Annotated in this window: 25 protein-coding genes and 2 tRNA genes; 14 read left to right on the forward strand and 13 right to left on the reverse strand. The window is 62.5% G+C overall.

Annotation, left to right across the window (positions count from 1 at the left end):
* Both ACOEQ1_RS01000 and ACOEQ1_RS01005 read right to left on the reverse strand, forming a co-directional pair.
* Nucleotides 1-681 (reverse strand): DUF1045 domain-containing protein, encoded by a 681-nt coding sequence (locus tag ACOEQ1_RS01000; protein WP_419757376.1) that lies wholly within the window; start codon nt 679-681, stop codon nt 1-3.
* Entirely contained in the window at nt 678-1,814 is a 1,137-nt protein-coding gene (locus ACOEQ1_RS01005) for an alpha-D-ribose 1-methylphosphonate 5-triphosphate diphosphatase (RefSeq protein WP_419757377.1), read from the reverse strand. The genes ACOEQ1_RS01000 and ACOEQ1_RS01005 overlap by 4 nt, the downstream gene beginning before the upstream one ends.
* 176 nt (nt 1,815-1,990) lie before the next feature.
* Between ACOEQ1_RS01005 and ACOEQ1_RS01010 the strand changes: the two genes are divergently transcribed.
* A complete protein-coding gene (locus ACOEQ1_RS01010; RefSeq protein WP_419757378.1) occupies nt 1,991-2,326 on the forward strand; it encodes a hypothetical protein in 336 nt (111 codons plus the stop codon).
* Nucleotides 2,327-2,373: 47 nt separating this feature from the next.
* Here the strand turns inward: ACOEQ1_RS01010 and ACOEQ1_RS01015 are convergent, their stop codons facing one another.
* Nucleotides 2,374-3,063: a lipid-binding SYLF domain-containing protein gene (locus ACOEQ1_RS01015; RefSeq protein ID WP_419757379.1), complete on the reverse strand. Its 690-nt coding sequence runs from the start codon at nt 3,061-3,063 to the stop codon at nt 2,374-2,376.
* 200 nt (nt 3,064-3,263) lie between these two features.
* Between ACOEQ1_RS01015 and ACOEQ1_RS01020 the strand changes: the two genes are divergently transcribed.
* Complete coding sequence (locus ACOEQ1_RS01020) at nt 3,264-3,683, forward strand: lysophospholipid acyltransferase family protein (protein ID WP_419757380.1); 420 nt, start codon at nt 3,264-3,266, stop codon at nt 3,681-3,683.
* Between the two features lie 32 nt (nt 3,684-3,715).
* On the opposite strand, the gene ACOEQ1_RS01025 is transcribed toward ACOEQ1_RS01020, so the two are convergent.
* Nucleotides 3,716-3,791 (reverse strand) — tRNA-Asn (locus tag ACOEQ1_RS01025).
* A 146-nt stretch (nt 3,792-3,937) separates the two neighbouring features.
* On the opposite strand from ACOEQ1_RS01025, the gene ACOEQ1_RS01030 reads away from it, so the two are divergent.
* Both ACOEQ1_RS01030 and ACOEQ1_RS01035 read left to right on the forward strand, forming a co-directional pair.
* Nucleotides 3,938-4,021: transfer RNA gene (locus ACOEQ1_RS01030), tRNA-Leu, on the forward strand.
* Nucleotides 4,022-4,140: 119 nt separating this feature from the next.
* Nucleotides 4,141-5,202 (forward strand): zinc-binding metallopeptidase family protein, encoded by a 1,062-nt coding sequence (locus ACOEQ1_RS01035; protein ID WP_419758605.1) that lies wholly within the window; start codon nt 4,141-4,143, stop codon nt 5,200-5,202.
* Nucleotides 5,203-5,267: 65 nt separating this feature from the next.
* Here the strand turns inward: ACOEQ1_RS01035 and ACOEQ1_RS01040 are convergent, their stop codons facing one another.
* The 3 genes from ACOEQ1_RS01040 to xylB form a co-directional block, all read right to left on the reverse strand.
* A complete protein-coding gene (locus ACOEQ1_RS01040) occupies nt 5,268-5,447 on the reverse strand; it encodes a CsbD family protein (RefSeq protein WP_419757381.1) in 180 nt (59 codons plus the stop codon).
* Between the two features lie 152 nt (nt 5,448-5,599).
* Nucleotides 5,600-5,860, reverse strand: a complete 261-nt coding sequence (locus tag ACOEQ1_RS01045; protein WP_419758606.1) for a GlsB/YeaQ/YmgE family stress response membrane protein — start codon at nt 5,858-5,860, stop codon at nt 5,600-5,602.
* A gap of 139 nt (nt 5,861-5,999) precedes the next feature.
* Nucleotides 6,000-7,457, reverse strand: coding sequence for a xylulokinase (gene xylB, locus ACOEQ1_RS01050; RefSeq protein WP_419757382.1), 1,458 nt, complete (start codon nt 7,455-7,457; stop codon nt 6,000-6,002).
* A gap of 362 nt (nt 7,458-7,819) precedes the next feature.
* On the opposite strand from xylB, the gene ACOEQ1_RS01055 reads away from it, so the two are divergent.
* The 3 genes from ACOEQ1_RS01055 to nagA all read left to right on the forward strand — a co-directional run bounded on the left by ACOEQ1_RS01055 (nt 7,820) and on the right by nagA (nt 11,320).
* On the forward strand, nt 7,820-8,683 hold the full coding sequence (locus ACOEQ1_RS01055; RefSeq protein WP_419757383.1) for a hypothetical protein: 864 nt from the start codon (nt 7,820-7,822) through the stop codon (nt 8,681-8,683).
* A gap of 178 nt (nt 8,684-8,861) precedes the next feature.
* Nucleotides 8,862-10,154, forward strand: a complete 1,293-nt coding sequence (locus ACOEQ1_RS01060) for an NAD(P)/FAD-dependent oxidoreductase (protein WP_419757384.1) — start codon at nt 8,862-8,864, stop codon at nt 10,152-10,154.
* Complete coding sequence (nagA, locus tag ACOEQ1_RS01065) at nt 10,151-11,320, forward strand: N-acetylglucosamine-6-phosphate deacetylase (RefSeq protein WP_419757385.1); 1,170 nt, start codon at nt 10,151-10,153, stop codon at nt 11,318-11,320. The genes ACOEQ1_RS01060 and nagA overlap by 4 nt, the downstream gene beginning before the upstream one ends.
* Before the next feature lie 15 nt (nt 11,321-11,335).
* On the opposite strand, the gene arfB is transcribed toward nagA, so the two are convergent.
* Together arfB and ACOEQ1_RS01075 are read right to left on the reverse strand one after the other, a co-directional pair.
* The gene (gene arfB, locus ACOEQ1_RS01070) at nt 11,336-11,755 is read right to left on the reverse strand and encodes an alternative ribosome rescue aminoacyl-tRNA hydrolase ArfB (protein WP_419757386.1); all 420 of its coding nucleotides are present in this window, start codon (nt 11,753-11,755) and stop codon (nt 11,336-11,338) included.
* A gap of 99 nt (nt 11,756-11,854) precedes the next feature.
* Entirely contained in the window at nt 11,855-12,913 is a 1,059-nt protein-coding gene (locus ACOEQ1_RS01075) for a glycosyltransferase family 4 protein (protein ID WP_419757387.1), read from the reverse strand.
* Nucleotides 12,914-13,272: 359 nt separating this feature from the next.
* Between ACOEQ1_RS01075 and ACOEQ1_RS01080 the strand changes: the two genes are divergently transcribed.
* From ACOEQ1_RS01080 to ACOEQ1_RS01090, 3 genes are all read left to right on the forward strand, one after another.
* Nucleotides 13,273-15,120, forward strand: a complete 1,848-nt coding sequence (locus ACOEQ1_RS01080) for an ABC transporter ATP-binding protein (protein WP_419757388.1) — start codon at nt 13,273-13,275, stop codon at nt 15,118-15,120.
* A gap of 47 nt (nt 15,121-15,167) precedes the next feature.
* Entirely contained in the window at nt 15,168-16,619 is a 1,452-nt protein-coding gene (locus ACOEQ1_RS01085) for an alpha,alpha-trehalose-phosphate synthase (UDP-forming) (protein WP_419757389.1), read from the forward strand.
* Between the two features lie 132 nt (nt 16,620-16,751).
* Nucleotides 16,752-18,455, forward strand: coding sequence for a glycosyltransferase family 39 protein (locus ACOEQ1_RS01090; protein WP_419757390.1), 1,704 nt, complete (start codon nt 16,752-16,754; stop codon nt 18,453-18,455).
* Between the two features lie 109 nt (nt 18,456-18,564).
* Here ACOEQ1_RS01090 and ACOEQ1_RS01095 read toward each other — a convergent pair whose 3' ends face one another.
* The 4 genes from ACOEQ1_RS01095 to ACOEQ1_RS01110 all read right to left on the reverse strand — a co-directional run bounded on the left by ACOEQ1_RS01095 (nt 18,565) and on the right by ACOEQ1_RS01110 (nt 22,278).
* The gene (locus ACOEQ1_RS01095; RefSeq protein ID WP_419757391.1) at nt 18,565-19,122 is read right to left on the reverse strand and encodes a NifU family protein; all 558 of its coding nucleotides are present in this window, start codon (nt 19,120-19,122) and stop codon (nt 18,565-18,567) included.
* 149 nt (nt 19,123-19,271) lie between these two features.
* A complete protein-coding gene (locus tag ACOEQ1_RS01100; RefSeq protein ID WP_419757392.1) occupies nt 19,272-20,078 on the reverse strand; it encodes an ATP-binding cassette domain-containing protein in 807 nt (268 codons plus the stop codon).
* Complete coding sequence (locus ACOEQ1_RS01105; RefSeq protein WP_419757393.1) at nt 20,075-21,097, reverse strand: ABC transporter permease; 1,023 nt, start codon at nt 21,095-21,097, stop codon at nt 20,075-20,077. Before ACOEQ1_RS01105 ends, ACOEQ1_RS01100 begins: the two co-directional genes overlap by 4 nt.
* A 74-nt stretch (nt 21,098-21,171) precedes the next feature.
* Nucleotides 21,172-22,278 carry a sugar ABC transporter substrate-binding protein gene (locus ACOEQ1_RS01110; protein ID WP_419757394.1) on the reverse strand — a complete coding sequence of 369 codons (1,107 nt, stop codon included), beginning with the start codon at nt 22,276-22,278 and terminating at the stop codon, nt 21,172-21,174.
* 236 nt (nt 22,279-22,514) lie between these two features.
* Here ACOEQ1_RS01110 and uraD point away from each other — a divergent pair, with 236 nt between their 5' ends.
* The 4 genes from uraD (at nt 22,515) to ACOEQ1_RS01130 (ending at nt 24,681) form a co-directional block, all read left to right on the forward strand.
* Nucleotides 22,515-23,096: a 2-oxo-4-hydroxy-4-carboxy-5-ureidoimidazoline decarboxylase gene (gene uraD / locus ACOEQ1_RS01115; protein WP_419757395.1), complete on the forward strand. Its 582-nt coding sequence runs from the start codon at nt 22,515-22,517 to the stop codon at nt 23,094-23,096.
* A complete protein-coding gene (uraH, locus tag ACOEQ1_RS01120) occupies nt 23,093-23,446 on the forward strand; it encodes a hydroxyisourate hydrolase (RefSeq protein ID WP_419757396.1) in 354 nt (117 codons plus the stop codon). Before uraD ends, uraH begins: the two co-directional genes overlap by 4 nt.
* Before the next feature lie 155 nt (nt 23,447-23,601).
* Nucleotides 23,602-23,907, forward strand: a complete 306-nt coding sequence (locus ACOEQ1_RS01125) for an AtpZ/AtpI family protein (RefSeq protein ID WP_419757397.1) — start codon at nt 23,602-23,604, stop codon at nt 23,905-23,907.
* A gap of 21 nt (nt 23,908-23,928) precedes the next feature.
* Entirely contained in the window at nt 23,929-24,681 is a 753-nt protein-coding gene (locus ACOEQ1_RS01130; protein WP_419757398.1) for a F0F1 ATP synthase subunit A, read from the forward strand.
* The last annotated feature ends 7 nt before the right edge of the window (nt 24,682-24,688 follow it).

The following is a 24,688-nucleotide window of genomic DNA, read 5'->3' on the forward strand; positions in this document are numbered from 1 at the left end:
CTATGGCGCCAGCGGAAAGCGCTGCGCTACAAGAAATGGCTGGCCCTCCGCGCGCTGTGTGAAGACACTCAATGAGGATACTTGGCGCGGCAGAGCCAAAGCATCCGCGAAGAAAGCCTCGGCGATCGGGCGGGCTGAAGCCATCTCAGCCTCATCCAGACGGCGGCTGAGCGTGATGTGGAAGCGCCAGAGGCCGAACACGTAAGGATAGCCCCAGCGCTCCAGCATCTCATCTTCGGCCTTCGTCAGTCCGTGCCGCCGGCGACGAGCCAATTCCGCCGGACCGGGTGGTTCGCGGAACCGGTCCAGCGCCGCCACGGCCTGATCCGCAAGCGATTGGAGATCAGGACTCGCCTCCTGTTCTCGCAAGGCGAGGAAGCCATCCATATTCTCGACCGCCAGTGGCGGCAGTGGAAAAGATTTTGTCCGTGCCGCGAGTTCGGCGACGCCCGCTGCAAAATCCTCGTAACGTGTTCCAGGAACGAGGCGCATCGGCGGCTTGAGCGTCGCGTGCAGTCCATAGAGCGCCGGCTCGTCGGTGAGGTTCGGGACGCCGCTGCCGGCGGGCTGGGCAAGGCCTGCGCCAGTCTCAGGATCGCGGCCGAGCCACCGGTTGCCAGTTGCCCAGAGCGGATCATCCAGCTCCGGCGCGTAGTAGACTGCAGCGCGGAATGTGGTCATGCGACGCGCTCGCCTCGCCGCCAGACGCCGAGGACGATGGGCATGCCCTCGTGAAGGCGGACACGCACCAGGTCTGCGCTGCGCCCAACCTCAATGCGCCCGCGATCCATAAGGGACGCCATCTTCGCCGGCCGGTCAGTGATCAGTAGGATCGCCTGGGGGAGCGTGATCTCTCCGATTGCGGTTGCCATGATTGCGGCTTCGAGCAGGCTCGCGGGCACGTAGTCGGAGGCGAACGCGTCGACGGCCCCGGCGCGCAGCAGGTCAGCCGCGGCGACGTTGCCCGAATGAGAGCCTCCGCGAACGATGTTCGGTGCTCCGGCAATGACCTCCATATCGTGAGCCCGTGCGGCGAGAGCCGCCTCCATGGAGACCGGGAACTCCGAAATACGAATCCCGTCGGCGGCGTTTTCAGCCACCTCCTCGGCGGTCCGGTCGTCGTGGCTCGCCAGGGCGACCGGCCGGCCTTGCATCCGGTTCAGCACCACGCGTTTGTTGCGATCCCTCCAGCGCAGGCGCCCCTCACGGTGATGTTCGACCCGGGCATCGATCTCAGGCTCCGTCAGTCCGTCGCGGCGCAGGATCGCGCGAAACTGCGAAATGTCCCCCCACTGGCCAACTCCCGGCGAATGATCCATGAGGCTGACGAGCGCCAAGCGCTTGTGGTCGGCATAGGGGTCGAAGAGCGCCTCCATGTCGGGCGCGGGAAGCTCGCAGCGGAGGTGAATGAGGTGCTCGGACTTCAGCAGTCCGGCATCTGTCAGCGCGTCGAGATCGGCGACGCCCTCGACGAACGTACGCTTGCGGTCCTCTTCAAAGCCCAGGTCTCCGACGCAGAAGGAGTCCAGAACCGTCGTGACGCCAGCCCCCGCGCATTGCGCGTCGTGAGCCACCATGGCGGAACGCGACGGCCAGCGGGCGTTGATGCGCGGCTGAACCTGCCGTTCGAGATTGTCGGTGTGGAGGTCGATGATGCCCGGTATGAGCAGGTCGCCCTCCAGATCCAGCGAGCCGGCGACGTTGCTGCCGCTGCCATCGATCCGGGCAATACTCGAGCCGGTTGTCGCCAGGCTTCCGTTCAGGACTTCATCTGGCAGAACAAGACGAGCGTTGGTAAATACAAGTCCGCTCATGGACGAGGCCGGTCGATCGGGCTGGTCGGGTTCACGGGAGTGCAGTGAAGCATCGGTCGTTCAGCCAAGCTGTCCATGACCTCTTGTTAGACGGTCTGGCCGCTGAGGTTAATCCCGCTTCTTTTCGATGAACGAGACGCAATACCGTCCGGCCGGATAAACTTAGGACCAGGAAGATGACCACAATCGAGGCGTTTGAAGCCAGTCTGCCCCAAGCGGAACCGCCGAAGCCACTGGACTTGGCCTTGCAGGCGCTTTGGTGGGCAGGAAAGGGCAATTGGGACCGAGCGCATGCGTGCGTCCAGCAAGCAGAAGGCACTCCACGCTGCGATCACGTTCATGCCTATCTGCATCGCCAGGAGGGTGACCTCGGAAACGCCTCATATTGGTATCGCCGGGCGGGGCAGCCGGTTCCCGGCGAACCGCTCGAGGCAGAATGGAAGGCGATTTCCCTCCGGCTACTGCGGACGATGCCGGAAGCTGCCGACGATCCGCGGAGCCAACCCGGATGAAGTCAAAATAGAGGGCAGGCACCGGTTCGGCGCCCGCCCTCAGAAAGTCAGAGCACGTCTAAGGAGTGCACGAGGGGTGCGGCGGCAGGATTGTGTGCCAGGCGCTCGAGCACGATTTCGCCGCTCGTCAGAGGCCGTCCGTAGTAGGACGAGTTCATGTCACCGTTCGGCTGAACCAGGGTTCCGGCTAGACTGATCCCGGCATACACGCCCGAGGACGAGGCCCAGACGATGATATCGGCGCCGGCGTTGGTGGTCGTGGCGCCCGCTACGGTCGAGCCCAGCGTCGCGACAGCGATGCCGGCATTGGCGCCGATCTCGAACTTGTTCGCCATCAGGGCGTGCAGCGCTCGCTCGCTCATGATGAACATGATCATCTCGGATTCCTGCGCGCCGATCTGAAGGCCGAAGCTGCCCGAGGCGACGGTATAGAACGCCGGGTTGCTCCAGCTGCCGTTAATCCCGCGAGCCATCAGAACCGCCCGGCCGCCTTCGCCCCCGAAGAAAAAGCCGGCCTTGAAGATCTGCGGTGCGATCAGAATGGCGTGTGCCCGGGAGATCAGCTGCAGGGCGTTACCGAACTCCTTATCGTGACGAAGGTCCTGCAGCGTGCCAAGCGCGTGGTCGACAACGGCCTGGGGGCCGGAATCAGCCCGTGCTGCATCGATCGGCAAGCCTGTCGTCGCCGCTAGACCTAATGCCGCCGCAATCGGGAAAACCTGTCTGCGCGTTATCACGATCCTACTCCTATCCCCTGATTAAACCGTGGTGCTCAGATATGGGTGCCGGTGCGTTCCGCAAGCGACGATCAATCTTGCGATAACCTGTTGTTGCGGCGCGGCATTGCTGCCCCATATCGGTGCGTTTTGGGCTGCCGAGTAACAGTCTTAGGTTCTGGGCGATCTTCCGGACTACAATAACTAGTTTCGTAGAAAAAATGGCTTTCCAGGCTGCGCTTGCCGTCCTGCGGGGTCTTGATCCAGTGCAAGCGTCCAATTTCGGTGCCGCCGTCGCAGGTCGCTTCGGACCGCCTTTGCGGGTGTCGAGAGTAGCTGAAAGAAATCTTAGCCTGGCGTTTCCCGCCCTGGACGGTCAGGCAAGGCGCCACCTCGTGCGCATGATGTGGGAGAGTCTTGGCCGCACGGTGGCCGAACTCCCGCATCTCGCAGAGCTGATGACCTCCACCTCAGGCCCAGGCTGGGAGGTGGCCGGCGTCGAAATTCTGCGGGAGCAGGCCGCGCGCGGCGGTCCCGCGATTTTCTTCTCTGGTCACATTGGCAACTGGGAGATGCTGCCGCCGATCCTGGCCCGGCTCGGCGTCCACATGGGCAGCTTGGCTGCATCGTCGCTGGCCTAAGACGGAAGCCCTCAAGGCGGCGGCTTAGCTTATGGCTCCCGGAGTAGGACTCGAACCTACGACCGAGCGATTAACAGTCGCTTGCTCTACCAACTGAGCTATCCGGGACCAGCAGGCGGCGCACCCTATAGCGGAGGTGTCACGCTCGTGCAACGCCACTGCCCCATGGCGTCCACGTCCGCGAAGCAGGCCTCTGTTCTCTTCGTCGCCCGCCTTCTCCCGGGCGCAGAGCCATGCTAGTGACGGCTCGCGGCGCGAGAGTGGCGGAACGGTAGACGCAGTCGGCTCAAAATCGACCGGCGCAAGCCATGGGGGTTCGAATCCCCCCTCTCGCACCAGGCGGCCTGCCGTGGCTGCATCATGCGCCGTTTCGGCAGATTACAGCTGCCGCATCTTCCCCAGGGCTCATCCGGCCCTAGATCAGGCCGACCATCCTCCGCAAAGGCCCGTCATCGGAATGCAACTCTTTCAGTGCCAGAAGTGCAGCCAGTTGCTGTATTTCGAGAACACCCTCTGTGAAACCTGCGGATCGACCCTGGGTTACGAGCCGATTGGCGCCCGGCTGCAGGCGCTGCAGGCGGACGAGGACATTTGGCGTCCGATCGCCGACCCAAGCTATGACTATCGTTTCTGTGCAAACGCCAAGTACTCCGCGTGCAACTGGCTCATTCCGGCCGAGAACTCTGACTTGTTCTGCCTGGCCTGCCGCCATAACCGCACCATCCCGGCGTTAGCCGAAGGTGAAAACCTTCTGCGCTGGCAGAAACTCGAATACGCAAAGCACCGGCTTTTCTACCAGCTCATCAAGCTCAGGTTGCCGTTGCCCACGAACGCGGAGCTGCCTGGCCACGGGCTGGTGTTCGACTTTCTGGCGGAGGTCCAGCAACCCGGCGCTGCCAAGGTCATGACCGGTCACGACGACGGGCTCATTACCCTCAATCTTCAGGAAGCTGATGACGCGGCACGGGAGAAGCTCCGGGCCGAGATGCATGAGCCCTACCGCACCCTCCTTGGCCACTTTCGTCACGAGATCGGACATTTCTACTGGGACTTGCTGGTCAGAGACGGCGGCAAATTGGACCGGTGCCGCGAGGTCTTCGGCGATGATCGCGACGACTACAATCAGGCCCTGCAGCGACATTACCAATTCGGCGCCCCGGCTGATTGGCAGGAGCACTTCATTTCACAATATGCGACCACCCATCCGTGGGAGGACTTCGCCGAGACCTGGGCACACTACCTCCACATCATCGACACCTTGGAGACAGCCTCCGCCTTTCGTCTCGGCGTTCATCCTGGAAGGATCGATGATCCGGAGCTGCATGCCGACATAACGTTAAACCCATACGGGGAGGGGCCGGTCGAGGGACTGATCCAGGCATGGTTGCCGCTGACGTTCGCTGTAAACAGCCTGAACCGGAGCATGGGGATCGCAGACCTATACCCCTTCATCCTTAGCCCGACCGTTGTTACCAAAATGGGTTTCATCCACGATCTTGTTCAGGGCAGGATGAATTAGAGAAGCAATGCGCAAATAAAAAGCCGGCAGAGTTTCCTCTGCCGGCCCTATGAAACGATCTTGGCCTACTTCGTAGCGTCGCGAACCGTGTCCTTAGCGCCGCCGACGGCGTTCTGGACCTTGCCGCCGACCTTCTCGCCCTTGCCCTCGGCTTCGAGCTTCTTGTCGCCAGTGACCTTACCTGCGGCCTCCTTGACGGCGCCTTTGACCTGATGGCCGATTCCGGCAGTCCGATCTTTGTCCATTCACATTCCCCTATCCATCTGCGCTTGTTTGCGCCTTACCCAGAATGATCTTGGTGTGCTCGGAACCGGCGAAAGAGGAAAACGGATGTCTGTCTGTCACATCGTCGTGAGAGGTAGCCGCCCCAATAAAGCGGGACTACCTCCTGTTGCTTTCAAAGGGCGGAGCGGCGGCTGAATATCGCGTGGTAGATAACGAGCAAGATGATCGCGCCGATGATGGCGACAACCATGCTGTAGATGTTGAAACCCGTAATGCCTGCGGCGCCGAACTGCTGGAAGATGAAGCCGCCAACAACCGCGCCGACGATGCCCAGCACGATGTCCATCAGGAAGCCTTCACCTGCCCGGTTGACGATTTTGCTCGCGATGAAGCCCGCGATCAGGCCAAGCACTATCCAGCCGATGATTGACATAAGCGATCTCCTGTTGATGGCCCTGCCCTGCTTGGCGGGCAATGGTTGCTGCCCTCGAAAATGGGATGACCCCGATTAGTTCAAGTGATTGGATCGCGGCTGCCGCAACAACTAGTCCCTGTGGCCAATATGCCACAGGTTAACGAAGGGCGGCGCGCAGGGCTGGATACAGCGCTCGATACTGTTTCAATCGCTCTTCATAGGCCTGTTGCAGCGCAGGAACAGGCGTGATTGCGGCCAATCGCCTTGGAGGGGTGCATAGCTTTGCCGGGTCTTCTCCCGTTGCCGCTAGGCGGGCGAGACGCGCGGCGCCAAAGGCTCCTCCATGTTCGCCATCGGCAAGCCGGTAGAGCGTTATACCCAGGACTGACGCTAAGATCGCGATCCAGGTATTGCTCCGGGAGCCGCCGCCGATGACATCGGCTTCAGTAATGACCGTGCCTGCCGAGCGCAACGCATCCAGACAGTCGCGAAAGGAGAACGCGACGCCTTCCAGGACGGCCTGCGTCAGGGCGACGCGCCCCGTATCCGCCGAAATGCCAACAAAGGCGCCCCGAATGGCACCGTCGTTATGCGGGGTTCTTTCGCCGGAGAGATAGGGCAGGAAGGTAGCCGCGGATGGTGCCGACGGTGCTTCAGGCAGGCCCTGAAGCAACAAGGACTCCTTCTCCCGCACAACATCGCTCCACCAGGCGAGACAGGCGGCAGCCGACAGGGTCACCCCCATCTGATGCCACAGCCCGGGGAGAGCGTGACAAAACGCGTGCACGGTCGCCTCGGGATTGGGTCGGAAGCGATCCGTCGTTGCCCACAGGACGCCCGATGTGCCGAGCGAAAGGAAGGCGCTGCCGGGCCGAATAGCTCCAAGGCCAACGGCACCCGCGGCGTTGTCACCGGCGCCACCGGCCACCACAGGGGCGGCCACCATGCCCCAGCGGCGTCTGAGAGCGTCCGTCAGCCGGCCGGCAGGCTCGCTGCCTTCAACCAGCCGAGGCATATTCTTGAGCGAGAGCCCCGTGGCCTCGAGCGCCGCCTCCGACCACGCGCGCGCGCCGACGTCGAGCCAAAGCGTGCCGGATGCGTCCGACATCTCTTCGATCATTTCACCTGTCAGGCGGTATCGGAGATAGGCCTTTGGCAACAGAACCGTCGCGATTTGCCGGAATACTTCAGGCTCGTGCTTGCGTACCCAGAGCACCTTCGGCGCGGTGAAGCCTGGCATGGCGGGATTGCCAGCAATTTGCCGAAGTGCAGGGAGGGCATCCTCCAACTCCCGGCATTCGAGTTCGGAACGCGTGTCGTTCCAAAGTATGGCTGGGCGGAGCGGTTCGCCGGCGGTGTTCAGAAAAACGGCCCCATGCATCTGGCCCGAGAGGCCGATGCCCTGCACCTGGCTCATCTCGGAGGGATGGATCTTCGCCAGCGCATCAAGTGCCCGAAGCGTCGCTTCCCACCAATCCTGAGGGGTCTGCTCGCTCCAGCCTGGATTTGGTCTGGAGATTTCGAGCGGTTCCGTGTGACTGGCCCGGACGGTTTCCGTCTCGTCCACCAGCACGGCCTTGATGCCGGAGGTGCCGAGGTCGATCCCGAGATACATGCGCTTCCCCTTGAGCGAATTCCAGAATGAAAGGGAATACCAGACTGCCCCTCGTCAAGGGAGAGGTGGGACCAAGCACCCTGGCCTACTGGCCAGACGGGTGAGCGGGATCACCTCAGGTGCGACGCCAAACGGGAGAGAGGCGCTAAGCCGCCCCACCGAAGGAGTATAACATTAATAACTTCCGAGACCCAAAATACCTCCTCCGGAAGGTTTTTTCGGAATGCGAAACAAAATGCTTAATTTCTTGTTGCTGTGCACCATCGGCCCGGATAAACCTTTCTTAAGGTTAACGTCCGCTTAACGAGCGGCCGGACGGGTTGCACAGGGGCTTGTCTTGGCCTCATGATGAAAGGACAACGATGAGCGGCACAACGACCATCAATGGCTCCAGCGTGATGTCGCAGTTCACGCCGGGGACGTCAGCAAGTGTCGCGTTCAACGCGATTACCGCAAGCGGTGCGATGTTCTCGGTGGACACTACCAGCGGCGCCTTCGGCACTGCCGGCCCCGTTTCTGTGGGCGGAATGAATATCACCGCGACGTTCGCGAACGCGACTATCGTTTACTCCACTGCGATCAATTCGAGCCTGACCGTCACTACCCTTCCCAGTGCGAAGGTTTTTGCCGCTTCGGGCGACACGATCACCGCGGCCGGAGCCGATACTCTGTACGGCGCAGATACTGGCCTGAGCACGTTCATCTCTACAGGCAATAATTCGTCGGTCGTCGGCGGTGCCGGCGATATGGCAGCGACGGCCTCGGGCGCAAACACGACGTTGATCGGTGGAACTGGCACGAGCAACTTCACGGTATCAGGGGCGGGCAGCGTGGCCGTTGCGGGTCCGTCCGGAACCACCAACATCAGCCTGACCGATTCGGCCGGAGCAGAGGTTGCCACTAATCCGCTTAGCAATTCAGGGTCTCTGGTCGCGTCGCTCAGCCAGACCGGGGGCGCCGATACCGTAGTGGGCGGCAGCGGGTCCTCGTCGATCGTCGGCGGCAATGGACACGATGTTTTTGCCTTCGTCGCAGGTCATGGTGGCGGATCCGAAACGATATCCGGCTTCACCAGCAATGATACGTTCGCTTTCAGCAGCGATTATGGCTACTCGCTCAAAAACCCGCCGCCGGAAGCCGTCGTCAACGGCAACGATGTGATTACACTTACTGACGGCACCGAAATCACGACGATTACGATCATCAATCACGGCAAGATCTTCTAGCGACTCCGTTCGTCATGATGCCGCTTGACGTGACGCCGTCGGGCGGCGCGTCTTCAAATGTCCCCGTTTTCGATGCGCGTAATTCTGCCTAGCTGCCGCCCATGCGATCTCGATGCCCGACCTGTTGCGTAATCAGTTGAGCAGGCTAGGCTCATTCCGAAACAGGGATGTGCCTAGCATGTCTGCCCGTGCCGCCAAGCCTCTACCGCCCAGCCTCTATGCCGAAACGGCAATCCCACCCCTGGATCTCGATCGGCTCGCAGGGGACCTTCGTGCGGGCATCGCGATCATCGGCGGCGGCATTACCGGTCTCTCCTCCGCCCTTCACCTGGCGGAACTCGGCTTTGATGTTCTTTTGCTCGAGGCCCATGAACCGGGCTGGGGTGCATCTGCCCGGAATGGCGGCCAGATCAATCCCGGTTTCAAGCCAGACCCAGACCAGGTAGAGCGCGACTTCGGCGAGTTCGGCCGTCGCATGGTCCATTTTTCATATGCGGCCCCGGACGCGCTTTTCCGCCTCGTCGAGCGTTACCAGCTTCAGTGCGAGGCTCGGCAAACGGGGACATTGCGGGCCGCGACCACCTCCAAGACGTTGAACGATCTGACACGTCTATCAGCGCAGTATGCGGCACTCGGTATGGCAGCCGATCTCCTCGACGCCGAGGATGCGTTTGCGGCCACCGGACATCGCCGCTATCGGGGAATACTGCGGGACCCCTGTGGCGGTTCGGTCAATCCCCTCGGCTATGTGCGTGGCTTGGCCAATGCGGCGATTGCCGCCGGCGCCCGTCTCTATGGCCGGAGCCCGGTGGTGCAGCTTTCGCGCACCTCCGATGGAGCTTGGCGGGTGTGTACGCCCAACGGCTCTGTCGTCGCGGACAGGCTCATCATCGGAACCAACGGCTATACAGACAATCTGTGGCCGAACCTTAAGCGGACGATCGTCCCGGTGTGGTCCGGTATCACGTCCACGGAGCCGCTGCCGGATCCGGTCGCTCGACAGATCATGCCGAACGGTGGCGTGCTGTATGAGCTTGGCTCCGTCACAGTCTACTACCGCCTCGATGTCGCCAATCGTCTTCTGATCGGCGGCCGCAGCAGCTTGCGGGATATGCGCGGGCCGGAAGGTTTCCGCTACCTTCAGCGCTACGCCGTGAAACTCTGGCCGGCTTTGAATTCAGTCGCCTGGACCCACGGCTGGAACGGGCAGCTCGGCATGACGGCGGATCACTACCCGCATCTGCATGAGCCGGAGCCTGACGTTCTCATGGCTTTGGGCTACAATGGTCGCGGCGTTGCCATGGCGACCGCAATGGGGGGCGTCATCGCACGGCGCATCAGCGGTGAGCCGCCGGAGGCTCTGGACATGCCGATTACCGACATCAAGCCGATCCCTCTCCACGGTCTTTGGCCGCTTGCGGTCCGGGGGCGTCTGGCATGGGGCCATATGCGCGACAGGATGGGCTTATGAGCCGCCGCCTGCTGCGGGGCGCGCGCGTTCTGACGGAAGAGGGGCTGCGTGACGATGTCGCCCTCGTGCTCGATGATGGTCTTATACTCGACATCCTCCCAGACGCGGCCTCAGCCAACGATAGGCTGGCCGAGGAAAGGCTCCCCAACGGTTCGATCCTCGCGCCGGGTTTCGTAGACGTTCAGGCCAATGGTGGCGGCGGAGTGCTGTTCAACGATACCCCAACCGTGGAGGCTGCCTGCGCCATCGCGGCCGCGCATCGCCGGTTCGGGACAACGTCCCTGTTGCCGACGGTGATCACCGATCGGCCCGAGGTCATGCACAAGGCTGCCGCCGCTGCGGAAGCTGCCAGGCTCCTGCCGAATTCGGGTGTCGCGGGCGTCCATCTCGAGGGACCTTTTATCAGTCTGAAGCGGCCGGGCGTGCACAGTACAGCCTTGATCAGGCGGATGGAGCCGGCCGATGCCGCTTGGCTCGGGGCGCTCGCCGGCCGCATTCCGCTGCTCGTGACCCTCGCGCCGGAAGAGGTTGAGGACACACTCATCGCCGAGATGGCGGCGGCCGGCGTGATCCTGAGTACAGGTCATACCGCCGCCAGCGCGGAGCGGGTGGCGGAGTCGCTTTCCCTCGGCCTCCGCGGCTTCACTCATCTCTACAACGCGATGCCCCCGATCGCGGGCCGGGAGCCGGGTCCGGTCGGAGCCGCTCTTCTCGATGAGACGGCGTGGTGCGGCCTTATCGTGGATGGCGTGCACGTGCATCCGGCGTCCCTCCGGCTGGCGCTTGCGGCGCGGCCGGAGGCGCGGATGCTTCTGGTCACGGATGCGATGCCGGTTCTGGGTACTGCGGCAGAATCGTTCGCGCTCTACGGAGCAAAGATGTTCCGCCGCAACGGGCGGCTGGAACGGGAGGACGGGACCTTAGCCGGCGCTGATCTCGATATGGCGACTGCCGTTCGGAACGCTGTCCGCATGCTCGGTCTCGGCGTCGAGCGGGCGTTGCGCATGGCGTCGACCTACCCGGCCGCCTTCATGCGCTTACCCGATCGCGGGCGGATCGCGCCTGGCCTTCGGGCGGATCTCGTGCTGCTAAGCCGTGATCTCGCGGTGCTTGATACCTGGGTAGGCGGCGTCCGGTTCTCTACGCTGGGCGAACCTGGTCACTGACTCTCTTCAGCTTGCTCAACCGTCTGCGGGTTTGCCGCGCATGCGCTTGATGCCGGCATGACGGGTTTTGCCATCCAGGCGACGTTTCTGGCTTCCGAGCGTTGGCCGGGTCGGGCGTCGTTTGCGCGGCGTGACGGCCGCGGCGGCCAGCAAAGTGACCAGCCGGTCGATGGCATCCTCTCGATTGCGCGCTTGGCTCCGGAAGCTCTGGGCAAAGATCACGATGACGCCGTCCTGCGTCATCCGCTGGCCGGCCAATTCTGTCAGTCTAGCACTCATACCCGGCGGCATCTCAACCCAGCGGCGGGAATCGAATCGCAACTCGACCGCTGTAGAGACCTTGTTGACGTTTTGGCCGCCCGGGCCCGAGGCGTGGACAAAACGAACCTCCAAGTTTCGTTCGTCGATCGCCAGGCCGGCCGCAACCGGGATCATGCCCATACCGTCCTCGCGCAAAACGGCGACCGTTGCCGGTCGCCGTTCTCTATTAGCGGCTCTCCCTTCAAAAGGAGAACCGGACGAATGCCTGAGCTACTAGCCGGCGATAACGCGCAGCTGAGCAGTCCGTGGGCGTTCCACCATCTCCTCGTACAGGGAGCAGTATTCCTTCGCCATCCGGCGCGAGGTGAAGCGCTCTTCAAACCGGGCCCGCACCGCATCACGGCTGATCTCGCCAAGCCGATGCACGGCGCGCACCGCGTCCGCTTCGTCACGAGTGATAAAACCGGTCAAGCCGTCTTCGATCACCTCGGGCACGGAACCGCGCTCGAAGGTGATCACCGGCGTGCCGCATGCCATGGATTCGATCATGACCAGACCGAACGGCTCAGGCCAGTCGATCGGGAAGAGCAGCGCATGTGCGGCCGACAGGAAGTCCGGCTTCTGCATCTCGTTGATCTCGCCGATAAACTCGACGTGAGGAAGCTTCAGAAGCGGCTTTATGACGATATCGAAGTATTCTTCATCCGCGGCATCCACTTTCGCCGCGATCTTCACGCGCAGCCCGGCTTTCCCGGCGATGTGGATCGCCTTGTCCACGCCCTTCTCGGGTGAGACGCGACCAAGAACCGCAAGGTAGTCCTGCCGGACGTTGCGGGGCGTCAGGATGTGTGGCGGCAAGCCGTGGTGCACGGTCCGCACCCAGTTGAGATTGGGTACCGGAGCGCGCTGGCTGTCGGAAATCGAAACCAGGGGGACCTTCGGAAAGGCGCCGTAGACGTCGACGAACTCTGGTAGATCGAGGCGCCCGTGGATGGTCGTCACGAACGGCGTCGCCTGCCGGGAGAAGAGCGAGAAAGGCAGGTAGTCGTTGTGGAAATGGATCACGTCGAACTCGTCCACGCGGTCCCGGATGATCTCCATCATCTTCATGTGAGGCGCCATACGGTCGCGGACGTTGGGATCCAGCCGTAGAGCCTCATCGCACATCGGCTCTAGCCGCGCCGCGGTGCGGCTATCGCCGCTGGCAAAGAGCGTCACGTCGTGGCCCATCGCCACAAGTTCCTCCGTCAGGAAGGACACGACGCGCTCGGTGCCGCCGTAGAGCCGCGGCGGCACTGCTTCATAAAGTGGAGACACTTGTGCAATGCGCATCGAGACACTCCTCTGGAACCGGCGCTCCCTGCTCTAGGAGACCGCAGCGGCGTAATCAGCATTTTGAAAGGGATAGTCGTGGTTGCTCAGGCGCCGACTTAAGGCGTCACCTATGACCCCTAACATCAGCACCGATTGTGGCGAAATCTCGGCACTAAAGCCTTGAAAAATAGGCGCTTGGACGAAACGCGCCCTATTTCCGCTACGATCTGAAACTAAGGTTCCTTCAAGCCGATGTGATGCCTGCGCCGCACTGCAGCGCACCAGATTGGCAATCAAGAATGAGTGACGAGATCATGCGGGCTAGTCAGCGGTTGAAGCCGTGAATTGACTGGTCCTCAGAAATGAGGGTGACGGCGATGCACGGTTTCAATCGTTCTAGTAGTGAGCGTGCAAGTGTGGCAGCCTCCGAGCAGGCGCCATCGGCACAGACGACGGCAGCGCTGCTTACGCTGCGCGGGAAGCCAATCCGCTTCCTGTTGCATTTCGCGGCTCGTCATGTGTGGTCGCATGTAGCGGTTCTGTCTGCAGTACTTGTCGCCGTGCTGTGCTCCGTGCTGACGCAGTACGGATTGCGCGATCTCGTCGATGCCATCTCGCATGGACATGGGGCGGCCGCCGTGCACCAGGTTTGGATCGCATTTGCCGTTCTGGCCGTCCTGATCGGCGCGGACAATCTGATGTGGCGGGTCGGTGGCTGGATTGCCGCCAGCCTTTTCGTCAGAGTGACGGGCGACGTCCGGCGGGACCTCTTCAACCATCTGGCCGGTCACGCTCCGAGCTACTTCGCGGATCGGCTGCCTGGCACGTTGGCAGGGCGCGTAACCGCGACGGCCAACGCCATTTTCACAACCGAGAACACGCTTGCCTGGAACATTCTGCCGCCGGTCGTCGCCGTGTTTTTCTCGATTGCGCTCGTCATTTCCGTGAGCCCGGTGATGGCGGGAACGATGTTCGCCATCAGTGCGGGCCTTGCCATCGTCATCTTTTTCCTGGCGCGCCGGGGAGGGCCGCTCCACCGCACCTATGCCGGCTCCGCCGCGCGGGTCGATGGTGAACTTGTCGATGTCATCGGCAATATCGGCGTCGTTCGCGCTTTCGGAGCGACGTTTCGCGAGTCGAAGCGAATTGCGGACACGATCGGCGAGGAGATGCAGGCGCGCCACAACAGCCTCAAATACCTCGAAAAGCTGCGTCTGCTTCACGCTGTCGTAACGGCGCTCTTCTCGGCTGGGGTGATGGCTTGGGCGGTCGTCCTTTGGGGGCAGGGTCACGCAACGGCCGGCGACATCGTGCTCGTGGGCTCGCTTTGCTTCACCATCCTACATGGCACGCGTGATCTGGCCGTCGCGCTGGTCGATCTGACCCAGCACGTGGCTCGCCTTGAAGAGGCGACGGCGACCCTGTTGCTGCCGCATGCGCTGCCCGACGCGCCTCAGGCGAGGCCGCTGTTGCTGACCGCGGGCGGCGTGACGTTCGAGGAGGTTCGCTTCGCCTATCCGGGGCGCCCCGAGATCCTCAAAGGGGTCAATCTTCAGATCAAGGCGGGGGAGCGTGTCGGCCTCGTCGGCTCCTCGGGTGCCGGCAAGTCCACCATGCTGAGCCTGATGCAGCGTTTCTATGATCCGGGCGAGGGCCGCATCCTCATCGACGGGCAGGACATCAGCCGCGTCACGCAGGAAAGTCTGCGCCAGGGGATGGCGGTCGTGCCGCAGGACATCTCGCTCTTCCACCGGTCGGTGCTGGAAAATATCCGTTACGCCCGGCCGACGGCGACAACGGCGGAAGTGCTGGAAGCGGCCGAACTTGCCCGCTGCCGCGAATTTATCGAGGCGCTGCCGGAAGGCTTCGACACGATCGTCGGCGATCGGGGGACCAAGCTGTCCGGAGGCCAAAGGCAACGCATTGCCATCGCCCGCGCGATCCTGAAAAACGCGCCCCTTCTGCTGCTTGATGAGGCGACCTCCGCTCTCGATACGGAATCCGAGCAGGCTATCCAGGCGGCGCTCGACATCCTGATGGAGGGCCGGACAGTGGTCGCCATTGCCCACCGGCTGTCCACTCTCCGAAATTTCGACCGGATCGTCGTAATGGATCAGGGTGCGGTCATCGACGATGGATCGCCCGAAGAGCTTTCCTCGCGGCCGGGGCCGTTCCGCGATTTGCTGTCGCGGCAGAACGTCATCCCGATGTCTCGGGCAGCATGAGCCCTCGGCGCAGATGCGGCTGACGCCTCCACAAGGAAGCAGCGCCCATGGATGAGACCATGTTCGGTCGTGCTCTTTCCGAGCTTCGCGGGAGCATGCCGCGGATAACTGCCGCTTCAGCCGAATCCGGGCGCCTGATCGTCGTCTCAAACCGGGTAGCGCCGATCGAGGAAGGGCAGCCGACCGCGGGCGGGCTTGCGGCCGGGGTGCTCGACGCACTGCGTGAGAAAGGCGGCCTCTGGATCGGCTGGAGTGGCGATATCGCGGACGGCGGCAGCCGGTTGCAGCCTGAGCGTCAGAAGGGACGTGTTCGACTGCAGACGCTCGATCTCGCGCAGCCGGATTACGACGCATACTATCGCGGATTCGCAAACTCGGCGCTCTGGCCTGTCCTGCATTACCGGTCGGCACTCGCCCGCTTCTCCCGCGCGGATTACGCCGGTTATCAGCGGGTCAACGGGATGTTTGCGACGGCTGTCGCGGCCAAGCTGGAGCCCGACGATGTCGTGTGGGTTCACGACTACCACCTGTTCGGCCTTGCCGCGGCTCTGCGGGAGGCAGGCGCCAGCAATCGTCTGGGCATTTTTCTTCACACGCCTTTCCCGGCGCCTGCCGTCTTCATGACGCTTCCCGTCCACAGCGACCTTGCCCGTTCGCTCTGTCAGTACGACCTCATCGGCTTCCAGACCGAGCCCGATCGCCGTGCCTTCGAGGACTACATCCTGCGTGAGGCGGACGGTCATATCATGCCCGGCCGGGCACTGATGGCTTTCGGACGGGTGGTCCGGACCGGTGTCTACCCGATTGGTGTTCAGGCTGAGGAAATTCGTCGCCAGGCTGAGCCGCTGGCTGACTGCGCGCAGATGAGCCGCCTGCGCGCCTCGATTGGCGCCAGCAGGCTGATCATCAGTGTCGACCGGCTCGACTATTCGAAGGGTCTCGCAGAGCGCTTCCTCGCCTATGAACGCTTCCTCGAAGCCAACGAGGAGCGCCGAGGCTCGGTGACCTTCCTGCAGATTGCGCCGCCTTCGCGCAGCGATGTGGAATCGTACCGTGAGATACGGGTCGGTCTGGAACGGGAGGCCGGACGCATCAACGGCCGCTTTTCCGAGCTTGATTGGACACCTGTCCGTTACCTCAACAAGGGCTTCGCGCGGCAGACGTTAATGCCGATGTTTGCGCGTGCCGACGTCGGCCTCGTGACGCCAATGCGTGACGGAATGAACTTGGTCGCCAAAGAGTATGTGGCGGCGCAGGATCCGCGCGATCCGGGCGTGCTTGTGCTGTCGCAGTTTGCCGGGGCGGCTTGTGAACTCAAGTCTGCGCTGCTCGTCAATCCGCATGACCCGGATGAGGTCGCGGAAGCCTTGGAGCAAGCTCTCTCCATGTCGCTGGACGAGCGACGCGAGCGCCATGCCGAGATGATGACGGCGCTGCGTCGAAACAGTCTTTCCGCCTGGCGCGACCGTTTCCTGGCTGATCTTGGCGCGCGCCGCTAGCGTCGACCGTCGAGGCCGTTCGCCTTCTGTGTATCGATGCGTACAATCGGCTTACTGAACTAGCTGCAAATCCGCCGCATTCGCGGACCAGCATCGCTCTACTACCATTAGCGATGCCCGTTTGGAGAGAACATGTCCGCCGTATCGCCTCAGACTGCTCGCCCGACAATAGCGAGCCGCACGTCAGCCTGGTTAGCCGGCCAGCCGGTGGCGCGTGTCACGGCTGTCCTGTTTGGGGCTGTTTGCCTTGTGGGCTTCGTCGCCCGCTTCTACGGCATCGACAATATGCCGTTCTGGCTCGATGAGGTGACAACCGTCACCCGCTCAAGCCTCCCGTTCTGGGACATGGTGACGAACAGTCTCGCCGCCCATCATCTGCCGTCCTACTTCGCCATCGCGGCGATCTTCGGCCATTACAGCATGAGCGAATTCGCGCTGCGCCTGCCGTCCGCCGTGTTCGGCGCCGCGTCCTGCGGGGTTTTGTTTCTGATCGGCCGGACATTGGGGGGCTGGCGTGCGGGCCTCGTGGCCGGGCTACTGCTCGCCTTGTCTCCGCTGCAGGTTCAGTATGGACAGGAGGCGAGGTCCTATACCTTCGTCATCCTTATGATGGCGATCGGTTTCCTGGGGCTGGTCGAGTTGGCCCGTGACCCGCGCGGTGCGAGCTTGCCCTTCCGAGCCTCCGGGGCGCGTTTTGCCCCTTGGCTAATCTACACGCTGGGCACGATTGGCGCGCTTAACGTTCTGAGCACGGCGTTCTTCTGGCTGATCTCAGCAAATCTGGCGGCGGTCGCGATCCTTATGGACAGGACAGTCAACCGTGGGCGTTTCCTCAAGCGGTGGCTAGCAGCCCAGGCGATCGTCCTCGTCTTCACGCTGCCCTGGTTTGGCGCCATGGATGTGTTCACAGGTGGCCAGATGACCAACGCCACCAACTGGGTGCCAGGCATCACCTTCCATAGTTTCTTTTCGGTGCTCGGTTCGCTCTACCTCATGCGCGTGTCCCGCCTGATCAACTTCCACCTGTTTCCGGCGGCGATTCCGGGGTTCGGCGCGCTCGTCATCGTCCTGGCAATTCTGGGGCTTGCTCGCCTGCGATCCTGGCGGAAGGAGGGAACGTCTTCCGAGCCGGGTCAGGCGCGGTCGCGCACGCTCCTTCTGGCTCTCGCGATCGTCGCCATCGTCCCGCCCGTCACGATCCTGCTCATCTCGATCGTCAAGCCTCTCTGGATGCCCCGCTACCTTCTGTGGAGTTCGGTGCCCTTCCTCGTGTTCGTCGGCCTTGGGATCAATCAGTTGCCGCGTCGCTGGCAGACCGGCGTGGCCGTGGCCATGGTTGTCCTGGCGACATTCAACCTCGTGCCCTACTACCGCGCGGAGACGAAGCCGCGCTGGGATCTTGCCGGCACGAGCCTCGTCAAGCTGATGCAGCCTGGCGATATCGTCCTCGTTCCCGACCAGTTGCCCGTCTACATGATGAACTTCTTCCTCAGCCGTCACGGCCAGGTGATCCCGGCGTCGAACTGGACGATCGACATCTTCCAGGCAGCCAAACATCTGCAGAATGGCGGCCGGGTCTGGGTCATGTTCGGGCGCGTAGGGCAAGCCGACCGCACCCCGCTGCCCAATTTCGCACGGATCATCCAGCCGCTCGGCAAGCCGGTCGAGGTGGTGCATGAAGGCCAGCTCATAACGATGAAGCTCTACGCGCATCCGCCGCACGAAGACGCGGGGCCCACGAAGATCGTGGATGATTGCAGGCCGGTGGCGGCAGTCGTGAAGGGGAAAGCCACTCCGCTGACAGCGGTCGATTGTAGCGATCTGGCGCTTCAGTAGGATCGCGGCATCGACACTCGGCCTACCACACATGCGAAAACGGCTCGTGCACCCAATGCACGAGCCGTTTCCTTAGCGGGCGTCGGAGCCGGCTCTCGTCGTCGGCCTGCTAGAGTTCGACCTGCTCCACGGAGATCACTTCCGGGACGTAGTGGCGCAACATGTTCTCGATGCCATGCTTGAGCGTCGCACGTGAAGACGGGCAGCCACTACAGGCACCCTGCATGTGCAGCTTCACAACTCCATCCCGGTAGCCGTGGAACACGATGTCGCCTCCGTCGCTGGCGACCGCGGGCCGCACCCGGGTGTCGAGCAGCTCCTTGATCTGATCCACAATCTCCTGATCCTCGGGCGAGACATCCTCTTCGGCCGTAATGGCCGCAGTTTCCACTGCTGGGCGGCCGGAGACGAAGTGCTCCATGAGCGTACCGAGCACCTGGGGCTTCAGCTCCTGCCAAGCTTCGTCTTCCGTTTTGGTGACGGTGATGAAGTCGGCGCCCAGGAACACGCGCGAGATGCCGGGAAGCGCAAACAGGGCGCCCGCCAAAGGACTACGACGCGCGGCATCGGCGGTGGCAAAGTCCGCGGTTGAAGTCCCCATCACGTTGCGCCCCGGGAGGAACTTCAACGTGGCGGGGTTAGGGGTGCCTTCGGTCTCGATGAACATGAGATGTCAGCCTGCTTTTGAAGGAACAACTCCAGGTTCATACAGGACCTGCGCCGTCCTGTAATCCTCTATGCCTCCAGGCCTGGGTTGCGTTCGAGGCAGTGGGACCGCGTCCAGAGGCTGCGGACCTTTGCGGCACAACCGGTTTGTCAGTGGGCGCCGCGGATGACCTTGTAGTTCTGCTTGACCACGTCCAGCAGCTCGGGAACCGAGGTTTCTGCCGCAGCCCGCTCGAATGTGACTTCGCCGTGTTGGAACATCATGATCCGGTCACAGACTTCGAGGGTCTGGGCGTAATTGTGGGCGATCATGATCAGCGACAGGTCGCCCCGCTTCTTGAGCCGGTCGATCAGGTCCAGGATCAAACCAGACTCTCGGGCACCCATGGCCGCCAACGGCTCGTCGAGGAGCAGGATCTTTGCCTGGGAGTAGACCGCGCGAGCGATGGCCACCGCCTGACGTTGGCCCCCCGAAAGCATCGCCACTTCCTCGTTCACGTTCGGGATGTTGACGCCGATATCTTCGAGCGCCTCAGCTGCCCGGCGCCGCATCGCGCCGTTGTCGAGAAGCCGGAAAGGGCCAGCCCGCAGAGGCTCCCGGTTGAGGAACATATTGTGGTAAATCGACAACCCTGGAACGAGCGCCAGATCCTGGTAGACGCACTCGATGCCGAGGGCGCGGGCATGATCCACGGACTTGAGAGCGACCTGCTGACCGTTGATGGCAAGCGTTCCGCTGGTCGGCGCCTGATAGCCGGTCAGGATTTTGATCATGGTGGACTTGCCGGCGCCGTTATCGCCCAGGATCCCGAGCATCTCCCCCTTTTTCAGGTGAAGAGACACGCCGTTGAGGGCCGTCACTGCGCCAAAGCGCTTGACGATGTTTTCGCCTCTCAGAACTTCCGGCGCCCCTGCCGCGCCCTTGGCGGTCGGGGCCGCCGCTTGCACCTGGCTCATGTGCGCCTCCTCATTGTGCGTAGCCGCGCGAAGTGGATGTTGAAGACCATGGCGATCAGGATTGCGGCGCCGATGATGATGTTGAAGGTAAAGGCGTTGATGCCGTCGATGGTGAAGCCATCCTGCAAAACGCCCAGAACAAGGCCGCCGAACAGACCGCCGATGATCGTCCCGGACCCACCCATGAGTGAGGTGCCGCCGATGACTGCGGCGGCGACAGCCAGGAACATCATGGGCGAACCGCCAGCCAATGGATCGGTCGAGCCGATGCGCGAAGCCTCCAGAATACCGGCCAAGCCGGCCAGCGCGCCCGTCATCGCGAAGTTGCCGATCTTTATGCGCGCGACGTTGATGCCGGATTCGGCTGAACCGATCAGGTTGCCGCCGACCGATATTGTATGCAGGCCCCAACGCGTGTTGCGCAGCATCCCGTGCATGAGGATCACGATGATGATGGCCCAGATGATCTCCTGAAACCCGCTGTTGCCCATCAGAAAGGTGAAGAGCCCGTTCGTCGGGGTGTCGACCGGGAAGCCGGCGGAGACGGTCAGAGTGAAGCCGTTGATGAGAAACATGGTGCCGAGCGTGGTGACGAAGGAGGGCACCCGAAGCTTGACGGAAACCAAGCCGTTGAAGAGCCCTATGGCGGCGCACCCGATCAGGGCCAGAATGAACGCGACGATCAGCGGCAGCCCGGCATTATGGGCGAAATACATAATGAACGGCGCAAGCGCAAAGACCATTCCGGCGGACAGGTCGATCTCACCGCAGATCAGCAGCATGATTTCGCCGCAGGCAATGATGACCGGCGCCGATACGAACTGCGATAGGGTCTGGAGATTGGCCCGGGTCAGAAAGTTGCTGTTCGAACTCTCGAAATAGATGATGAGGAGAATGGCGACGACGAGGATGCTCGCTTCGCGGATCCGGAGAAATCCTGACAGGCCCCGCGAGCCGATATGCGGGCGGGCTTTGGCCCCTGGTTCGGCCTGCGCTGGCTTCTGAATATGTGCGCTCACGGGTGTTCCAGTCACAGAGAAATGGCCGAAGCCAAGATATGCGGGCGCCCCCAGGACGCCCGCTTGGAGAGTATTTAGCCGATCGCGCCGTGGGAAGGCACGATCTGCGGCGCGCCGGAGTTGCCTTCGTAACGCGTCTTCGTCGCGAGGTAGGGTCCGACAGTCTCCTTCGTCACGAACTTCAGTCCGGTATTGATGTCGGCAGGCCCGACAAGGCCACCCGACGCCTTGAACAGGAACATCTCCATCACCGTGTAGAAGCCTTGCAGGTAAGGCTGCTGGTCGATTGTGAAGTCGCCAAAGCCTTCGCTGATGTTCTCGAGCGTCTTCGGCAGCAGGTCGAAACCACCGCCATGGATGCCTTTGGCGACGAGGCCATACTGCTTCATCGCCTGGGTCACGCCCATCGTGGTGCCGCCGTCCACCGCGTACATGCCCTTGATGTCCTGGTGTCCCAGGTAATAGGCCTGAACCTTGCTTATTTCTTCGTTAAGCGTTGGCCCGCTTGCAACCTCTTCAACCGTGATTGGCTTGCCGGACTTGGCGATGGCATCCTTGGCGCCGTCGAACCGCGGCTGGATGTTGAGCTGGCCTGGCGTCGCAATGAACAGGGCGACATGGCCGGATCCCACTTCATCGGCTATCCGGAGACCCATCTGGTAGCCCGCCTTGTAGAGGTCCTGGCCGATGTAGGCGAGGCGCTTGTTCGGGCTGCCCAGCGGAACGTCCGCATTGTAGGCAAAGACCGGAATGCCGGCTTGGAGGGCGCGCTCGGTCGGCTCGTTGAACGCCTTCGGGTCGACAAGGCAGCAGGCGATGCCGTCGGCCTTGGACGCGATTGCCGCGTTCAGCGAGTTCACCATCTGGCCGGCGTCGCTGGTTTCCGAGCCGGTCCACTGGTAGCCGCAGCCGAGCAGCTTGCAGGCGTCGGCAATGCCATACTGCGTCGGCACGAAGAAGGGGTTCGTCGTCACGTGGTTGATAAAGACGAACTTCCAGCGCGGATGATCCGGAAACGCGTCGGCGGCCGCGCGGGCCTGGGTGGCGAGGCTGGCCAGCATGGTCGCGGCGCCGCCGGCGACAGCGCCTGTCAACAGCCCGCGGCGCTGCAATCCGCGGCGCGTCTCAGGGCTAATCGTCTCATTGGTCTCGACCGGCGTCCGGTCTTGATCGTCACTCATCAGAAGCTCCCCAAACCCGGGCACGCGTCCTGTTCGGACGGAACCCGCAACGCATTATTGTGGTGCCCCGGCTTGGTCCGCGGCACACTCGCACCCCACCGGCGCGTGCGCGCTTATGTGGAGCAGGGCCTTTTAGAGTGTCAATGGTCAGACCTATGGCTAATAACCAGGATAGCGCTGTCAGACCAAAATTCGTTAAGCGTATGACACTCAACAAAAGATGCGGGGTAAGACAAATGGCGGAACCTGAGGTGCCTCCAGTCCTCCGCCCGATCTGGGCGATCAACCAGATGACGGCTTCCGAGTTCGCTGCGGTGTTCGCCGGCGTCTTCGAGCACACGCCCTGGGTCGCCGCGAAAGCTGCCCTCGAACGGCCTTTCCCATCGAAGCAGGCTCTGCTGGGAGCCATGGCCAAGGCCGTGGCAGCAGCTCCGGAGGAGGATCAGCTCGCGTTGCTGCGCGCTCACCCCACTCTGGGTGGCGAGGCCGCAAAACGGGGGGAGGTTACCGCCTCGTCGCAGTCGGAGCAGGCCGTTCTCGGGCTCGATCATATGGATGGCGATGAGGATGCGGCGTTTGCGGCCATGAACGTCGCCTATGAGCGGCGCTTCGGCTTCCCGTTCATCATTGCGGTCAAGGGGCAACGGGATCGCGCCGCGGTGCTGGCCGCTCTGACCCATCGTTTCGACGAGCCCCCGGATCGCGAACGGCAGACGGCGCTCGCCGAAGTCCTTAAGATCGCGGGTTTCCGTGTGGAGGCCCTGATCAGTGAGGAGCCCGCCGTGGAGCCGGGCAGCAGCGGCGATGCGGCGCTGTGACAGACGCCCATGGCGGCCCGACCCTCAGCCTGCACGTGCTCGACACGGCGCGTGGTGAGGCCGGCGCGGGTCTGACTTTTTCGTTGAGCCGGATCGCAGGAGACCGGCGGATGATCCTCGCGGAGGGCACGACCGATGGCACCGGACGTTGGGCGTTGGAGCCAGCGATCCGCCTTGATGACGGCATCCACGAGTTTGTATTCGCGGCCGAGGAATATCAGGCGCGGTTCGGCGTTGCCGGTTTCTATGACATCATCGCCATCCGCTTCCGCCTGGCTCGGGACGGCGGCCACTACCATATTCCGCTCATCCTCTCGCCCTTCGGCTACAGCACGTATCGCGGCGGTTGACGCCCCATCCGGTCAGTCACTGACGCCCGGGCGGCGAGCGTAAGAACAGCTTTCGTAGCTCGCGCTTCCTTGACACCACCGGGGGTGGTCGGTAGCAGACGGTTGCCTCGCGGGGCCGGAATATGCAGGTCTTATTTCGGTTCAGGGGCGGTGGAATGAGCGGCGATCACGAGGGGCAGTCTTTCGAGGAGCGTTTGGCGAAGGCGCGGGATAGCGCCAAGCTCGACCGGCCACCTCGGGAGGGGAAGGCGGCGAACGCGCCGGACAGCAGCGCCATGCGTCTGGCCATGCGCCTCGGGGTGGAGATGGTTGCGGCCCTTGTGATCGCTGTGGTCATCGGCTGGGGTCTCGACCGGCTTTTCCATACGCGGCCATGGTTGATGATCGCCTTCGTGCCGCTCGGTGCGGCGGCTGGGTTAAGGAACGTGTTTCGGGCTATGGGTCCGGAACGCAAAAGCTAATACGACTACTGGGAAACGTTCATGGCTGCTCCTACGATCGATGCGCTGAGCCAGTTCCGGCTGACCACGAGCCTCGGACCGATCGGTCGCGTCGTCAATTTCACCAACTCGAACGAGATGATGCTCATCGCAGCCGCGATCATCGTCATTCTGTTTGCGGTCGGGATGCGTACCCGGGCCGTGGTCCCTGGCCGTCTGCAATCCCTGGTTGAGTCCTTGTACGAGTTCGTCTACGCGATGTGTATCGACAACATCGGGGAGGAGGGCCGGAAGTTCTTTCCGCTCGTCTTTACGATCTTCATTTTCATCCTCCTCGGCAACCTTCTTGGGCTCTTTCCCTACTTCTTTGCCTACACGAGCGGGATCGTCGTCACGCTCACGATGGCTTTGTTCGTTTTTCTGTTCACGACCGCCGTCGGCTTCTATGTGCACGGCTTCCGCTTCCTCAAGTTCTTCGTGCCTGAGGGCGTTCCCGGCTGGCTTTTGCCGCTGCTGGTGCCCATCGAGATCATTTCGTATCTGTCGCGGCCAGTCTCGCTGTCCGTCCGACTTTTTGCCAACATGACTGCCGGTCATGTGATGCTGGAGGTCTTCGCGGGGTTCATGATTCTGCTGACGGCCAGCCTTGGAGTGTTCGGCGCCGTCGCCTCCATTATCCCGCTTGGGCTGAATGTGGCGTTGATCGCGCTTGAACTGCTGGTGGCCTGCTTGCAGGCCTATGTCTTCGCCGTGCTGACTTGCCTCTATCTGCACGACGCCGTGCATATGCACTGACCTGACT

Source organism: Acidisoma sp. (assembly GCF_965199065.1).
Lineage (GTDB): Bacteria > Pseudomonadota > Alphaproteobacteria > Acetobacterales > Acetobacteraceae > Acidisoma.